This window comes from Streptomyces sp. 5-10 (assembly GCF_014712245.1).
Classification (GTDB): Bacteria; Actinomycetota; Actinomycetes; order Streptomycetales; family Streptomycetaceae; genus Streptomyces; species Streptomyces violaceusniger.
Map to the genome: position 1 here is coordinate 92,676 of NZ_JACVYG010000003.1, position 14,249 is coordinate 106,924.

Below are 14,249 nucleotides of genomic sequence, written 5' to 3' on the forward strand. Positions count from 1 at the left end.
AGGAACACCCTTGAAAATCGCCATTGTCGGCGGGGGTCCCGGCGGGCTGTACTTCGCGGCCCTGATGAAACGACTCGACCCCGCCCACGAGATCACCGTCTGGGAGCGCAACGCCCCCGACGACACCTTCGGCTTCGGCGTCGTCTTCTCCGACGAGACCCTCGGTGGCATCGAGAACGCCGACACCACCATCGCCGAGGCCATGGCCCGGCGCTTCGCCCGCTGGACCGACATCGACATCCACTACCGGGGCCAGAGCCACACCGTCGGCGGCCAGGGCTTCGCCGCCATGAGCCGCAAGGAACTGCTCCGCCTGCTCCAGGAGCGCTGCCACGATCTCGGCGTCACCGTCCACTTCTCCACCCTCGCCCCGGACACCGGGAAACTGCGTGCCTCGTACGACCTCGTAGTGGGGGCCGACGGGGTCAACTCCCCCATACGGACGGCTCATTCGGACGCCTTCCGCCCCTCCCTGGACCGTCGGCACAGCAAGTACATGTGGCTCGGCACGGACCGGGTCTTCGAGGCGTTCCAGTTCTTCGTCAAGCAGACGGACTGGGGGGTCGTGCAGGTGCACGGCTACCCCTACTCCGCCACCGGCTCCACCTTCATCGTCGAGATGCACGAGGACGTCTGGCGGCGGGCCGGCTTCGACGCCACCGAGGGAACCGGCTTCCCCCCGGGCGCCTCCGACGAGCAGGCCGTCGCCCGCGTCCGCGAGCTGTTCGCCGAGGAACTCGACGGCCACGAGGTGTTCGCCAACAACTCCAAGTGGCTGAACTTCACGACCGTACGCAACGAGCGCTGGCACCACGGCAACCTCGTGCTCATCGGAGACGCCGCCCACACCGCGCACTTCTCCATCGGCTCGGGCACCAAGCTGGCCATGGAGGACGCGCTCGCCCTCGCCGCCTGCCTCCACGAACACCCCGACACCGAAGGCGCGTTGACCGCGTACGAGACCGAGCGGCGCCCGGTCGTGGAGTCCACCCAGCGGGCCGCGCAGGCCTCACTGGAGTGGTTCGAGAACATCGGCATGTACGTCGACCAGGAGCCGACCCAGTTCTGCTTCAACCTCCTCACCCGCTCGCGCCGCATCACCTATGACAACCTCCGCACCCGCGACCCGGAGTTCGCCGACCGCGTGGATGCCGCCTTCGCCACGGCACAAGGGCTGGGCAATACCGCACCGGCGATGTTCCAGCCGTACCGACTCGGTGAGTTGGAGCTGAAGAACCGGGTGATCGTCTCCCCGATGGACATGTACTCCGCCGTCGAGGGCGTGCCCGGCGACTTCCACCTCGTCCACCTCGGCTCCAAGGCCATGGGCGGCGCCGGACTGGTGATGACGGAGATGGTCTGCGTCTCGCCCGAGGGCCGCATCACCCCCGGCTGCACCGGCCTGTGGAACGACCAGCAGCGCGATTCCTGGCGGCGGATCGTCTCCTTCGTCCACGAGCGGAGCACCGCCCGTATCGGCCTCCAGCTCGGCCACTCGGGCCGCAAGGGATCCACCCGGCTGATGTGGGAGGGCATGGACGACCCGCTGCCGGAGGGCAACTGGGAGGTCGTCGGCCCGTCCCCGCTGCCGTACGGCCCCGGCTCCGCCGTGCCGCGCGAGCTCACCGGCGCCGACATGGACCGGATCGCAGCCGACTTCGTGGCCGCGGCCCGCCGGGGCGCCGAGGCCGGGTTCGACCTGCTCGAACTGCACTGCGCACACGGCTACTTGCTGTCGTCCTTCCTCTCCCCGATCGCCAACCGCCGCACCGACGCGTACGGCGGCCCGCTGGAGAACCGGCTGCGCTTCCCGCTGGAGGTCTTCGACGCCGTGCGGGAGGCATGGCCCGCCGAACGGCCGATGATCGTGCGCATCTCCGCCACCGACTGGGTGCCGGACGGCAACACCGAACACGACGCCGTCGAGATCGCCCGCGCGTTCATCGCCCACGGCGCGGACGCCATCGACGTCTCCTCCGGCCAGGTCACCAAGGACGAGCGCCCCGCCTTCGGCCGCTCCTACCAGACCCCGTTCGCCGACCGCATCCGTCACGAGGCCGCCGCCGCCACCGGCGCCGCGGTCATCGCGGTGGGCGCGATCGCCTCCTACGATGACGTCAACTCACTCCTGCTGGCGGGCCGCGCCGATCTGTGCGCCGTGGGCCGCACCCATCTGTACGACCCGCACTGGACCCTGCACGCCGCGGCCGAGCAGGAGTACCAGGGCCCGGGCGCCACATGGCCGGTGCAGTTCCGCGCGGGCAGCCGGAAACCCCCGGCCGCCCGCACCGACGCCGTACGGCCCCGACTGTCACTGCTCCGGCCCGACCCCGCCGACCAGGCCGTTCATCTGCGCTGGACCCCGACCCGTGAACCGGCCCCGGTCTCCTGAGAGTGTGAACGGCACCGGCGGCTTCGCCCGTGTCGTCCACCGGTCCCGCGTGAAGTGGTCGGACACCGACGCCTCGGGCCACCACCTGCGTGATCGGCGTCGAGGAGGGCGTGGCGCTGACCGCCGAGGCCGGCACCGACCGCATCCGGGCCAAGGCCCCGCCCTGACCCGCTACCAGGGCACGGGCTGGTCCTGGTAGTTGAGGAACTTCAGGCCCGGTTCGCCGCTGTGGCGGTCGATCGTGTCCACCACGCCCGGGATGGACTGGCCGATGGTCAACGGTGCGTCCGGTCCGCCGAGTTCGGTGCGGACGTGGCCAGGGCACATGAGCAGCAGCGTGTGCGCGGCTTCGGCGTACCGGGCGGCGTAGCTGCGCATCAGCTGGTTCAGGGCGGACTTGCTGGCGCGGTAGACGTCCTGGCCGCCCTTGGTGTTCAGACCGAGGCTGCCCTGGCGCGAGGACATGACGCCGATGGTCCCGGTCGGGGTGACCAGCGAGCGGAGGGACTCGACCACGCGCATCGGGCTGAGCGCGTTCGTGACCATGACCTCGGTGAACATCTCCGTCGGTACGTCGCCGATCGGAACGTCGCCCCTGGTGATGGCGGCGTTGACGAACAGCAGGTCGAGCGTGTGCTCCGCCAGGCGCTCGCGCAGCGCGGCGACCTCGTCCGGCTCCGTCATGTCCACCGACTCGACCGTGACCCGGCCCTCGGACGCCTCGGCCAGGTCGTGGAGGCCGGTGCGCCGCTCGCCCCGGACGGTGCCGATGACGTTCCAGCCGCGGTGCGCGTACTCGGTGGCGAGGCCGAGTCCGAGGGCGCGGGACGCGCCGATGATGAGAGCGGTCCTGGGAGCGTTCATGCCTGGACCGCCGGCTTGAGGACCTCTTCACACCACTGGCGGAAGGTCGTCGGACTGGCGGTCTCGGGGGTGCGCCGCACACCCTGGTCGATGCCGTCGTCCTTGGCGCGCATCATGTCGACGTAGCCCTCCACGAGCGCGTTCCCCATGCCGCGCCCGGTGAGTGCGGCGCGCAGGTCCTCCAGCGACTGCCGCTGGTAGCGGATCGGGCGGCCGAGCACCTCGGACATGATGCGCGCCATGTCGTTCGCCGAAAGGTCCTCGGGACCCAGCACCGGGACCTCGCCCGTGCCCGTCCACGAGCGGTCGAGCAGCAGACCGGCGGCGGCCGCGGCGATGTCTCCGGTGGCGGCCATCGGTGCCGTGCGGTCGGCGGCGGCGGTGTCGGTGAACACGCCGTCGTCGCGGATCGAAGCCACCTGCCGCAGCAGGTTGTCCATGAAGCTGGGGCAGGCGAGCGCCCGGTAGGCCACGCCGGTGCCCGCGATGAGGTCGTCCATGGCCAGCGACGCCGTCACATGCCCGGCGCGGCCGGCGACGGGAGTGCCGCGGCCGAGCGCCGAGACGCCGACGACGTGTCCGACCCCGTGGACCGTGAACGCCTTCGCGGCGGCGCGGGTGAACCCGGAGTAGACGGCGTCCAGACTCGGCGCCTTCGGGTGCGACGGGGCCAGCCAGAAGACGGCGTCCGCGCCGGCGAAGGCCCGGTCGACGACCTCGGCGTCGCCGTGCGAACCGGTGACGACGTCCACGCGGGTGCGGACGGCGTCGGGGAGTTTCCCCGGGTCGCGCACGATGACACGCAGCTCTTCGCCGCGCTCGGGGGCCTCGTTGAGCAGGATTCCCATGACCCGGCTGCCGATCTGGCCGGTGGGAGCGGTGATGACGATCATGTTGTGAGTCTCGGGGCGGGCGACCTGTGGCGTCCAATACCTTTCCCGGCAATTGATACCTTGAGGGCATGGATCTCGATCTGCGCAAGCTCCGCTATTTCGCCGCGGTGGCCGAGCACCGGAACTTCGGCCGGGCCGCGGAACAGCTCTTCATCACCCAGCCGGTCCTCAGCCGCCAGATCAAGGCGTTCGAGCAGGAGTTGGAGTGCGCCCTGCTCGTACGGACCACCCGCAGCGTGGAGCTGACCGCCGCCGGGACGCAGCTGTACGAGGAGGCGCAGCGGATCCTCGGGGCGGTCGCGGCGGCGGTGCGGCGCGTACACGACGCAGAACGGGGCGCCCAGCGCCTCGTTGTCGCCTTCTCCCCCGGGCTGCGGGTGTCGGATGCGATCCGGGCCTTCACATCGCGCTACCCGGACGTCGAGACCGACGTCGTCCCGGCCCACTGGTGGCAGCCGGACGCGCCGCTCCGGGACGGCCGGGCCCAGGTCGGATACCTGCGACAGCCGTTCGACGCCTCGGGCTTGCGCACCATCCCCATCGGCCACGAGCCCAGGGTCGCCTGCATGCCCGCGACGCACCCGCTGGCCCGCCGCGAGAAGCTCACCCGCGCCGACCTCGACGGCGAGACGATGCTCGACGCGGCGAGCCGGCCGATGTCCTCCATCGAGGAGAAGTTCGAGCTCATCGCCGCCGGGCACGGTATCGCGCTCATCTCCCTCAGCGCCGCGCGCTCCTACTCCCGCCCCGACCTCGTCCACCTCCCCGTCACGGACGCCCCAGGGGCCGAGACCTGCCTGGCCGTCGCCGCGGACCGGCGCGAGAAGCAACTGCTGCGCGACTTCCTGGAGATCGCCACCGCGACGCTGCGGTCCACCTGACGGGAAGGCGCGTACCGGCCCGGCAGCGCGTGCTACGCCTTCCGGTGCGGGTGCAGCTCGATGGTGAGTGAGGCGGCGGTGAAGACGGAGGAGAGCCGCCGCGACTGATCACGACCGAGCCCGACACAGCCTGCCTCCCGCACCGCGCGCGGTCGATGGGGTCCGTTCCCCATTTCCGGGGTCGTCGGGTACCCATGCGCCGTTCCCCGCCGTCGCCCTGTGGTCACCGCCGTCCCGGGCAAATGGGGTCCGCGCCCGATGGGCTTCCGGCGCCGAGTCGAGCAGAGTCGAAGGTGATCGAGCCGTCCGGTACGGCCACCTCTCGCGGTCGTGGAGACCAGGGCCGACGGCACCGGGCGGCCACTGCCGCGCGTAGCGCGCTCTTCGAGAAAGGACCTCACCGTGCCGCTCGACACCACCCAGACCGGCTCCCGCCCCGGGCGGCTGACCTCTCATGAGGCCCGCCAGCGCCTGGAACACGCCCGCACCAGCCGCCTGGCCCAGCTGCGCGCCCTCGACGAGAGCGCCCAGAGCACGGACGCCCATCTGGTGTCCGCGCAGACGGAGGCGATCCAGCGCGTCCTCACCGAGATCGACGAGGCGTTCGCCCGCGTTGACGACGGCACCTACGGCACCTGCCGGGGCTGCGCCAAGCCCGTCCCCGCCGAACGCCTGGAGATCCTTCCCTATACCCGCTACTGCGTCGCCTGCCAGGGCCGCGCCACCGCCTGACCCTCCCCATCCGACCCGTTTTCGTCTCCGCCCTGCTCAAAGGGGTGAAGTGGTGAACCACCAGACCATCGACAACCCGGCCGCGCACCTATCGCCAGAGGACCTTGCCGCGCTGCGGGAGAACCTCCACGAACAGCGCCTGTTCCGCCAGGAACAGCTGCGGCAGATCGCCGCGCCGCCCCGCGCCGAGGACCTTCTCCGGCGGCACTCCGCGGCACAGGCCGAAGTGGACGTCAAAGTCGCCGCCTCCGCGCGCATGGTCCTCGCCGATGTGGAGGCGGCGCTGGGACGCATCGCCGAGGGCCGCTACGGCATGTGCCACCTGTGCCGTCGCCCCGTCGAACGCGAACGCCTGATGATCGTTCCGCAGGCCCGCTACTGCGCACGGTGCCAGCAGGTGCGGGAGGCCGGGCGATGACCGTCCTCCGCCGCTTCCGGACCGGCTCCCCCGCCGGGCCCCGGCACCGGCCCTGGCCATCGTGCCGGCACTGCTGCGGCCTCGCCCTCGACCTGGGCAGCGCCCGCACCCGCGCCTGGCTCGCCGGCCGCGGCATGGTCCTCGACGTGCCCACCATCACCTTCCCCGGTGCCGGGGCGGTGTACCCGATCCAGCGCGGCGCCATCGTCGACGTCCCCGGAACGGCCCGGATGCTCGACCGGCTGCTCAGCCACCGCCTGCCCCGGCTCACCCGCCCGCTGGTGGTGGTCACCGCGCCCGTACTGGACGGCCCCGCCTTCCGGGAACGCGCCCGCACCGCCGTGGAGGTGCTGCGCCCGCGCGCGGTCCTGACCGTCGGCGGCACCCACGCGCCTCTGCGGGCGGTTCCCGCACCGCACACCGCCGCGCTCCGCGGCGCCGTCAAGTACCTTCAGGCCGCGCACGGCCATCCGTCGGCCAGTGGCACGTCCCCGCCCTGACCCGGCTCGCTCTTCCGCCGACCCCGCCGACCCGCCGACCCCGCCGCCCCACCGGCCGGGGTCTCCTGTGCGCCATTCCCGTACGCCCGTTGGCGTGCCGCGACCGCGCCCTCCGCACCCGGTCGCGGTCATCCCCCTGTCCTGGAAGGAGAACCACCGTGTCCGGCGTGATACCTCCCGCGCAGCCACCCCCCGACCCCCCGCACCACGGGCTCGTGCATCCCCTGTCGCTGTGGCGCTGGCGGCACAATCCGCTGTACCGGTGCACCGACCGCCTCCAGGCCCGGATCGCGCTGGCGTTGTTGCTGCTCGTGCCGCTCCTGGGGCTCGGTGCCATGTACGCCGCCGGTGACGCCGCCCACCGCCACTACCGCGCGGCCGCCGAACACCAGCGACAGACCCTGCGCCTCACCACCGCCGTCCTCACCCACGACGCCCCCGATCACCCGGAGCCCGGATCGGCGGAGGCGAGGGAGAACCGCTACCCGGCCACGGTCCGCTTCACCGACCCGAACGGACGGACCCGCACCGCCGAGGCCGACGTCCTGCCCGGGCTGAACGCGGGCAGCTCCGTCCACGTCTGGGTCGACGCGGACGGAGCGATCGCCGAGCCTCCCATGCCCCCCGAACAGATCCGCAGCCGCACCATGGGCTGGGCGCTGGTGGCCTTCCTGACCGTGACCCTCGCCGGTGTCGCCGCTTACCGCTGCGCCGCCGTGGTCCTGCGCCGGCGCAATCTCGCCGAGTGGGACACCGAGTGGGCCGAGACCGCGCCACGCTGGACCACGTCGCCCTGAGCCACAATGCTGGTGGCACGTCAGCCGCGGAGGGGACCCTCACAGGTGTAGTCCGATGTGCCCGCGCGCTGGTCGGCCCAGATGTCCACCTCGCCGAACCAGCAGTTCATGTCGGTCAGGTTGTCGTCGCCGGCCGCGGCCCGGTCGAGGACGAAGTAGTCGACCGTCTCGAAGTAGTCGACCGTCTCGGACACAGCTCGCGGTGGACCACACGGTCGCCGGTTTCCAAAACGTGGTGCGCGCCCTGCCACGCGCCCTCGCCACCCACGCGGCGAGCGCTGGATCGAGGGCGTCTTCGGCCTGCGCGCTGCGCTGATCTCCGGCGAACCGCGCCCCGGCGAGGTCTACTCGGCACCCGGTCTGGCCGCAGCGCCGCCCGCGAGGACCCGCTCGCTATGGGCCAAGGGGCTCCGGTAATCGACTCAGCCCCGGCGTTCCGCGGGCGGAGCCATCCGCTCGCCGGGGCGCCCCCGGTAGAACGTGCCGTCGGGGCAAGAGGTGATCTCCATCTGAAGCCCCCACGGGGTGGTGAAGTAGAACCACCGCTGGCCCGCCACCGGCGAGTTCTCCGCGACCCCGTTCGGCCCGTCCATCAGCGTGACGCCCGGAACGGACGACAGATACGCGCGGGCCGCGTCGACATCGTCGACATAGAGGGCGAGGTGGTGCCCCCCGATGTCGCTGTTGCGCGGTTGTGTCGTCGACCGCTCGGGGGCGCTGTACTCGAACAGCTCCAGATTGATGCGTCCCAGCCGTACCATCGCGAGGGTGCACGTGGCCTCTGGGTGCACATTGAGCCGGCGGGTCATGCCGTCACCTTCGTCGTCCGCGAAGGGGCCGCCGAGGAAGACGAGTTCACCACCTACGTGTTCGACGAAGAAGGCGATCGCCTGGTGGAGGTCGGGCACCGTGAGGGCGACATGGTCGACGGACCGCAAGGTGGGAATACCGCCGTTCGGTGTGGTGGTGGCGATGGTGTGCTCCTGTGGTTCGTGCCCGCGGGGTGCGGGTGGCGGCGGAAGGTGGCCAGGGGATGAGCCGGGCGGATGAGCCGGGGTGGTGGCCGGTCAGGCGGTGAGCTGTCCCGACTCCGCGACCCGGAGGGCGAGGGACGCGACGGTGAGCGCCGGGTTCACCGCCACCGAGGGATAGCCCGCCTTGCGGGATACCGCCTTCATCCGTTTGACCAGTTCCCGGTGTGCGGAAAGATTGGTGGCCCTGCGGGCCAGGACGAGCCGGCCGTCGGAGCCCAGCGTGACCCGGTTCTCCGTCAGCGGCAGGTCCTCGGTCTGCAGGAAGAGGTCGAGGGTGCGGTGGGTGACCGCGTCCAGGATGGCTTTGGGGATCATCCGGCGGGCGTTCTTGACCATGGCGCCCTGGAGCTTGCCCAGCCCCTGCACATTGCCCAGCGGGTAATGGTTGTCGCCGCCTGGGTTGTACCAGTCGTTGACCCCGATGGTCTTCTGGAACACCGATTCATGCTGGCCAGGCCGTCCGGCGACTCCGGCCTTGGCCTTCTACGACCGGTGGATCTCGCTGATCGGATTCCTGGTCGTGGCGGGTACCGGCCTGATCTACCTTCTGGTCGCGAAGCCGTACCGGAACTCGGACGCTCCCGAAGGAGACGCCTTGGACATGATGCGCGGAATCCAGACCGTGGAGAATACCCGCCTGACCACCGCACCCGCAGAGGGGCACATCCATGACTGAGCTGACCGGTGGGCAAATCGTGGCCCAGGCGCTGAAGAAACCGGACAGCCCATGGCCGCCGTGACCTCGATCGGCGCCGGGGCGAGCAACACCGTGATCGGTATGGCCACGGCCTACACCGACTCCACCAGCACCATCCTGATCACCGGTGGCCCGCCGACCCATATGCGCGGCCACGGTCTCCTCCAGGAGCTGGAACGCTTCACCGCGAACGACTTCCCCAAGGTCGCCGAGGCGGTGTCGAAGCGGCACTGGGTGGCCCAGCGCGTGGACGGCTGCCGTTCATCATGCAGCGGCTCTTCAGCGCCATGAAGACCGGCCGGCCGGGACCGGTCCACCTGGAAAGGGAGATCCTGCGGCTCGCGAGCACTGGTGGGTGCCGGTCGTCACGACCTGGAACGGCAAGGGCGCCTTCCCCGAGGACCATGAACTCTTCGCCGGAAGCGTCGGCCAGACCGGCACTCCCACCGGGAACGCCATCGCCGCGTCCGCGGATGTGGTCATCGCCGTGGGGTGTCGCTTCACCGACTGGTCGGCTTCCAGCTATGCGAAGGGGGTGTCGTTCTCCATCCCGGACTCCCGGCTGATCCACATCGATGTCGACCCGCAGGAGATCGGCAAGAACTACCCCGCCACCGTGGGCATCGCCGCCGACGCCAAGGTGACGGTGGAGCAGATCGCCGACGCGCTGCCCAAGGCCCGTCCGGACCGCTCGGTCTACGAGGCCGAGCTGTCGGAGCGGAACGCGGCGTGGGAGGCCCAGTTGTCCAAGCGCCGCGATTCCGACCGCTTCCCCTTCACCTGTCAGCGCCCGTTGGGGGCCCTGCGCAAGGTTCTGCCCCGGGACGCCATCATCGTCGCTGGCTCCGGCAACACCCAGGGAGCGGTGAAACAGACGTTTCCCGTCTACGAGCCGCGCACCCACCTCACCTCGGGCGGCTTCTCCTCGATGGGCTGGGCCGTGCCCGCCGCCATAGGGGCCAAGCTGGGCGCTCCGGACCGTACGGTGGTCTGCGTGCTCGGCGACGGTGACTTCCTGATGACGGCCCAGGAGATCGGCCTGTGCGTCACCAACGACATCCCGGTGGTGTTCGTGGTGCAGGACAACTCGGGCTTCATGTCGATCCGGGGCGGCCAGCGCAAGCAGACCAACCGGCACATCGGCACGGAGTTCAACCGCCCCGACGGCACGCCCTACAGCCCGGATTTCAAGGCCCTGGGCGAGGCGTTCGGACTGGTCTCCTTCCGGGTGGAGAGCGACGCGGAGCTGGAGGAGACCCTGCGCAAGGCGGTCGCTCTCGAGGAACCCGTGCTCGTGAGCGTGCCCACGTCCCGGGACGCGGCCGGGCCCTGGGTGCCGGGCTGGTGGGACTTCCCCATCCCGGCCTATGCGCAGGAGGGCCAGGAGGAGTACCGCGCGTACCGCGGCACGGAGCAGCACCTCTGACGGCGCGCACCCCGCACGCCGAGCCGCGGCCTGGCACCTGACCGGCTGCCCCGAGGGGCAGCCGGTCCCCGGCCGCTCAGCTCTCGGGCGCGTCCCCGAAGTCGGGGATCTCCAACCGGACTCCGCCCTGCCGCGCGGACTCGTGCGCCACGATGCCCGGCAGGGTGTAGCGGGCCGCGACCCATGCGTTCACCGAGGGCAGCGTGCGGGTGTTGACCGCGGTCACGAAGTCGTCCACCAGGAAGTGATGGCTTCCCTCGTGCCCGTTGTGCAGATGGTCGAACTCCCGGGGCAGCCGCGACCGGTCGTGCACGGGCGCGGAGCCCGAGGTGAAGGCGGCACGCAGGGCGGGCGCGATGTGCTCGAGCGACGGGTCGTCGGGAGCCAGTGTCGGCTTGGGCTCCAGCAGCTCCGTGATGTCCTTGACCCCCGTCTTGTCCTGCCAGAAGCTCACCGTGGCGAGCTGTTCCATGCTCGCGTCCGTCCCGAAGAACCGGAAACGCGATTCGCGGATGTGCGAGGGATAGCCGACCCGCCGGAACTCATTCGTACGGAACGAGCCCCCACCGGCCACCTCGAACAGGGCGGTGGCGTTGGAGATGTCGTTCCCGAACTGGCTGACCTGCTGGTCGAAGACACCGTCCCCGCGATCGTCCTTCACTCCGATCGCCGACACGCTCACCGCGTGCGTCTGCCAGGCGCCGAGGACCCCGCCGACGGAGTGCGTCGGGTAGAGCAGCGGCGGATAGCTGGCGGTCGCCTTCCAGTTCTCGCCGCCGCTGTACTGATAGGCCTCGTAGAAGCCGAGGTCCATGTCGTGTACGTAGTCGCCCTCGGCGTAGAAGAGCCGTCCGAAGGCGCCGGCGGCGATCTGGTCGCGGGCGTGCACGGTGGCCGGGTTGTACTGGCTCGTCTCACCCATCATGTACGTCAGGCCGGTGGCGCGTACGGCCTCGATGATCGCCGCTATCTCCTCGCGGCTGATCGCCATCGGCACCGCCGAGTACACGTGTTTTCCGGCGTTCAGGCCCTGGAGTACGAGCGGGCCGTGTGTCCAGCGCTGGGTGAAGATGGCCACCGCGTCGACCGCCTTCGACTCCAGCATCGCCTCGTAGGAGGGGAAGGTGCCCGACAGTCCTTCCGCGGCGGCCAGTTGCTCGGCCCGCTCGGGCAGCAGATCGGTGACGTGGACATCGCCGACGCCCGGGTGGGCGAGGAACAGCTTGGCGAACTGGCCGGAGAACTGCCCGGCGCCGACGATGCCGAGGGAGAACGTCATGTGGTGATGCCTTTCGCTGGTCTACGGTTGCTGATGCGCCGGCCGAGCCGGTGCCGGTTCACTGGCTGAGGATGAAGTTGATCTGGCTGTTGGTGCTGTCGAGGTCGCTCGCGGGCGCGCCGCCCGCGTAGAGGTCCTGCATCGCGGGGCGCATGAGCGCTTCCACGTCGGCGGCGTAGTTGGTGATCGGGAACGAGAAGGTCGTGAAGTTCTTTTTGTCGGCCACCGGTTGGGTGAAGGCCTTGGTGTCGATGCCCTTCTTCTCATAGGCGGCGACGGCGGCCTTGGTGCCGGCCCGGGTGGCGGGGAAGACGATCCCGTACTTGCCGACGACGGTCTGGCACGCGTCGGAGGCCAGGTACTTCACCCACTTCCTGGCGCCTTCCTTGTTGTGGGCGGCCCTGGAGATCGAGTCGGCCAGGCCGTTCATCATCGTGGCCCGCTTGCCGGTCGGGCCGGCCGGGGTGCGGGCGGTGCCGACGTCGAGGCCTTTGGCCCCGTGGTAGGTGGAGAGCAGCCAGGCGCCGTCGAGGGCTGTCGCGGCCTTGCCGGCGGCCATCTGCGCGTTGGGCGGGTTCGCCGTGTCGCCGTAGACCTCGAGCGGTGCGAGGTAGCCCTTCTTCGCCAGCCCGAAGTACCACTTGATGACGGACTGGAAGGTCTTGCTGTCGTAGTTGTACTTCGTGCCCCACCGCTTCTTGTCGGTGTAGGACCAGCCCGCGGAGCCGGTGAAGGCGCTCCACTGGATCTGGCCGGAGGCGTCGCCCCCGCCACCGGTGGCCAGGCCGTAGACCTTGACATTGTTCTTGTCGAAGCCCGGTTCATCGCCTCGCCTGCCGTGTTTGTCGATGGTGAGGTGCGCGATGGCCTTCTCGAACGTACCGCCGTCCTCGGGATTCCAGGAGAGGGTGTTGAACTTCCCGGCGGAGATCCCGGCGGCTTCGGCCATCTTCCTGTTGTAGAAGAGGGCGACCGTGTCCCAGTCCTTCGGGGCGCCGTAGCGGTGGCCGTCCTCGCCGATCCAGTTGTCGGCGAGTCCCGGCTGGTAGTCGGACTTATCGATGCCCAGGTTGTCGAGCGGCTCCAGCACCTTCAGGTCGCTGAACTGCCCGAACTGCTGGATGTGGTCGGTGAACACGTCCGGCTGGGTGCCCGCGATGAAGCTCGCGGTGAGCTTGGTCCAGTAGTCTTCGAAGCCAATCTGAGTGATCTTGACCTTCAGGCCCGGGTTCTCCTTCTCGAAGCCCTTCGCGCAAGCCCGGTAGGCGGGCAGCTGGTTGGTGTCCCAGAGCCAGTACGTCACCGTGTTCCTGGACGACCCGGCGGGTCCGCCCCCGGCGCATCCGGTCGCCAGGGACAGCGCCAGCGCACCGGTCAGTGTCATGACCGTACGAAATCGCATCACTGTCCCCCTACTTGATCCCGGTGAAGCCGATGGAGCTGACGATGCGGCGCGCGAAGAGCCCGAAGAGCGCGAGCATCGGGAGCGCGGCGATGAGGGTGGCCGCCATGAGCCCGGACCAGTCGGTACCGGTCTGCGGGGTCTGCGCCCGGAAGGTGGCCAGTGCCACGGTGAGGACCCGCGAGCTGTCGCCGTACGACACCATCAGCGGCCAGAAGTAGTCGTTCCAGGAGGTGATGTAGGTCAGGACCGCCAGGGTGACGATGGGGGTGGACGCCATCGGCAGGAGCACCCGGAAGAAGATCCGCACCTTTCCTGCGCCGTCAAGCAGAGCCGCCTCCTCGACCTCCCGGGGCACGTTCATGAAGAACTGCCGCAGGAAGAACACCGCGAACGGCGTCATGAACATCGTCGGCAGGGCGATCCCGAGCAACGTGTCCACCAGGCCGAGTTGCTTGATGAGCACGAAGTTCGGCAGCAGGGTGAAGATCGTGGGCACCATCAGACCCGCCAGGAAGAGCCCGAACACCTTGTCCCGGCCCCGCCACTTGAGGCGCGCGAACGCGTACGCCGCCATCGAGGAGCAGAAGACCTGACAGACGGTGATCAGGGTCGAGACCATCACCGAATTGAGCAGATAGCGCCAGAAGGCCAGCCCGCTGCCCGCACCGCCCTGTGCGATCGCCTCCTCGGCGGACTGCAGGCCGAGGGCCCGTTCGAAGCCACCGCCGGTGAGGTCCACCGGCAGCGGATTGGCGGGGTCGGTGGCCAGTGCCGGGTTGGTGGAGAGCGCGGTGCGCAGGATCCAGTAGAAGGGCAGCAGGGTGATGAGGACGATCAGGCCCATCACGGTCCAGGCCATGGCCCGTCCGAAGGAGAGCCTGCGCCGGACGCGCCGGACGCCCGGTGTCGCTGTTGTCATGGCAACCATGCC

Annotated in this window: 17 protein-coding genes; 9 read left to right on the forward strand and 8 right to left on the reverse strand. The window is 70.1% G+C overall.

The annotated features are described in order from the left end of the window. Positions 1-10: 10 nt before the first annotated feature. The gene (locus tag IEJ02_RS04895; RefSeq protein ID WP_191063547.1) at positions 11-2,392 is read left to right on the forward strand and encodes a bifunctional salicylyl-CoA 5-hydroxylase/oxidoreductase; all 2,382 of its coding nucleotides are present in this window, start codon (positions 11-13) and stop codon (positions 2,390-2,392) included. A 171-nt stretch (positions 2,393-2,563) separates the two neighbouring features. Here the strand turns inward: IEJ02_RS04895 and IEJ02_RS04900 are convergent, their stop codons facing one another. Together IEJ02_RS04900 and IEJ02_RS04905 are read right to left on the reverse strand one after the other, a co-directional pair. Further along, positions 2,564-3,256, reverse strand: coding sequence for an SDR family NAD(P)-dependent oxidoreductase (locus IEJ02_RS04900; RefSeq protein WP_191063548.1), 693 nt, complete (start codon positions 3,254-3,256; stop codon positions 2,564-2,566). Continuing rightward, on the reverse strand, positions 3,253-4,149 hold the full coding sequence (locus IEJ02_RS04905; RefSeq protein WP_191063549.1) for an NAD(P)H-binding protein: 897 nt from the start codon (positions 4,147-4,149) through the stop codon (positions 3,253-3,255). Before IEJ02_RS04905 ends, IEJ02_RS04900 begins: the two co-directional genes overlap by 4 nt. 68 nt (positions 4,150-4,217) lie before the next feature. On the opposite strand from IEJ02_RS04905, the gene IEJ02_RS04910 reads away from it, so the two are divergent. The 5 genes from IEJ02_RS04910 to IEJ02_RS04930 all read left to right on the forward strand — a co-directional run bounded on the left by IEJ02_RS04910 (position 4,218) and on the right by IEJ02_RS04930 (position 7,477). Then, on the forward strand, positions 4,218-5,030 hold the full coding sequence (locus IEJ02_RS04910) for a LysR family transcriptional regulator (RefSeq protein ID WP_191063550.1): 813 nt from the start codon (positions 4,218-4,220) through the stop codon (positions 5,028-5,030). Positions 5,031-5,432: 402 nt separating this feature from the next. Next, positions 5,433-5,762, forward strand: a complete 330-nt coding sequence (locus IEJ02_RS04915) for a TraR/DksA family transcriptional regulator (protein WP_191063551.1) — start codon at positions 5,433-5,435, stop codon at positions 5,760-5,762. 49 nt (positions 5,763-5,811) lie between these two features. After that, entirely contained in the window at positions 5,812-6,180 is a 369-nt protein-coding gene (locus tag IEJ02_RS04920) for a TraR/DksA family transcriptional regulator (RefSeq protein ID WP_191063552.1), read from the forward strand. Continuing rightward, entirely contained in the window at positions 6,177-6,680 is a 504-nt protein-coding gene (locus tag IEJ02_RS04925) for a hypothetical protein (protein ID WP_191063553.1), read from the forward strand. Before IEJ02_RS04920 ends, IEJ02_RS04925 begins: the two co-directional genes overlap by 4 nt. Before the next feature lie 158 nt (positions 6,681-6,838). After that, on the forward strand, positions 6,839-7,477 hold the full coding sequence (locus tag IEJ02_RS04930) for an Rv1733c family protein (RefSeq protein ID WP_191063554.1): 639 nt from the start codon (positions 6,839-6,841) through the stop codon (positions 7,475-7,477). A 20-nt stretch (positions 7,478-7,497) separates the two neighbouring features. Here IEJ02_RS04930 and IEJ02_RS04935 read toward each other — a convergent pair whose 3' ends face one another. From IEJ02_RS04935 to IEJ02_RS04945, 3 genes are all read right to left on the reverse strand, one after another. Further along, a complete protein-coding gene (locus tag IEJ02_RS04935; protein ID WP_191063555.1) occupies positions 7,498-7,671 on the reverse strand; it encodes a hypothetical protein in 174 nt (57 codons plus the stop codon). A 228-nt stretch (positions 7,672-7,899) separates the two neighbouring features. Continuing rightward, positions 7,900-8,415: a VOC family protein gene (locus IEJ02_RS04940; protein ID WP_223863395.1), complete on the reverse strand. Its 516-nt coding sequence runs from the start codon at positions 8,413-8,415 to the stop codon at positions 7,900-7,902. Between the two features lie 129 nt (positions 8,416-8,544). Beyond that, positions 8,545-8,949: a hypothetical protein gene (locus tag IEJ02_RS04945; RefSeq protein ID WP_191063556.1), complete on the reverse strand. Its 405-nt coding sequence runs from the start codon at positions 8,947-8,949 to the stop codon at positions 8,545-8,547. 37 nt (positions 8,950-8,986) lie between these two features. On the opposite strand from IEJ02_RS04945, the gene IEJ02_RS04950 reads away from it, so the two are divergent. From IEJ02_RS04950 to IEJ02_RS50265, 3 genes are all read left to right on the forward strand, one after another. Next, positions 8,987-9,187: a hypothetical protein gene (locus IEJ02_RS04950; protein ID WP_191063557.1), complete on the forward strand. Its 201-nt coding sequence runs from the start codon at positions 8,987-8,989 to the stop codon at positions 9,185-9,187. A gap of 51 nt (positions 9,188-9,238) precedes the next feature. Continuing rightward, positions 9,239-9,499, forward strand: coding sequence for a thiamine pyrophosphate-binding protein (locus tag IEJ02_RS48205; RefSeq protein WP_223863396.1), 261 nt, complete (start codon positions 9,239-9,241; stop codon positions 9,497-9,499). A 64-nt stretch (positions 9,500-9,563) separates the two neighbouring features. Continuing rightward, positions 9,564-10,634 carry a thiamine pyrophosphate-binding protein gene (locus IEJ02_RS50265; protein WP_317985720.1) on the forward strand — a complete coding sequence of 357 codons (1,071 nt, stop codon included), beginning with the start codon at positions 9,564-9,566 and terminating at the stop codon, positions 10,632-10,634. A 76-nt stretch (positions 10,635-10,710) separates the two neighbouring features. Here the strand turns inward: IEJ02_RS50265 and IEJ02_RS04960 are convergent, their stop codons facing one another. From IEJ02_RS04960 to IEJ02_RS04970, 3 genes are read right to left on the reverse strand one after another with little or no spacing between them, the layout of a single operon-like run. After that, complete coding sequence (locus IEJ02_RS04960; protein ID WP_191063558.1) at positions 10,711-11,913, reverse strand: Gfo/Idh/MocA family protein; 1,203 nt, start codon at positions 11,911-11,913, stop codon at positions 10,711-10,713. 58 nt (positions 11,914-11,971) lie between these two features. Then, a complete protein-coding gene (locus tag IEJ02_RS04965; protein ID WP_191063559.1) occupies positions 11,972-13,297 on the reverse strand; it encodes an ABC transporter substrate-binding protein in 1,326 nt (441 codons plus the stop codon). A gap of 28 nt (positions 13,298-13,325) precedes the next feature. Further along, the gene (locus IEJ02_RS04970) at positions 13,326-14,246 is read right to left on the reverse strand and encodes a carbohydrate ABC transporter permease (RefSeq protein ID WP_191063560.1); all 921 of its coding nucleotides are present in this window, start codon (positions 14,244-14,246) and stop codon (positions 13,326-13,328) included. Positions 14,247-14,249: the final 3 nt, after the last annotated feature.

Bases quoted from the DNA above. Each gene is read 5' to 3' on its own strand.
- IEJ02_RS04900 (WP_191063548.1), bottom strand. From the start codon at position 3,256: ATGAACGCTCCCAGGACCGCTCTCATCATCGGCGCGTCCCGCGCCCTC.
- IEJ02_RS04905 (WP_191063549.1), bottom strand. From the start codon at position 4,149: ATGATCGTCATCACCGCTCCCACCGGCCAGATCGGCAGCCGGGTCATG.
- IEJ02_RS04910 (WP_191063550.1), top strand. From the start codon at position 4,218: ATGGATCTCGATCTGCGCAAGCTCCGCTATTTCGCCGCGGTGGCCGAG.
- IEJ02_RS04925 (WP_191063553.1), top strand. From the start codon at position 6,177: ATGACCGTCCTCCGCCGCTTCCGGACCGGCTCCCCCGCCGGGCCCCGG.
- IEJ02_RS48205 (WP_223863396.1), top strand. From the start codon at position 9,239: ATGGCCGCCGTGACCTCGATCGGCGCCGGGGCGAGCAACACCGTGATC.
- IEJ02_RS04960 (WP_191063558.1), bottom strand. From the start codon at position 11,913: ATGACGTTCTCCCTCGGCATCGTCGGCGCCGGGCAGTTCTCCGGCCAG.
- IEJ02_RS04965 (WP_191063559.1), bottom strand. From the start codon at position 13,297: ATGACACTGACCGGTGCGCTGGCGCTGTCCCTGGCGACCGGATGCGCC.
- IEJ02_RS04970 (WP_191063560.1), bottom strand. From the start codon at position 14,246: ATGGTTGCCATGACAACAGCGACACCGGGCGTCCGGCGCGTCCGGCGC.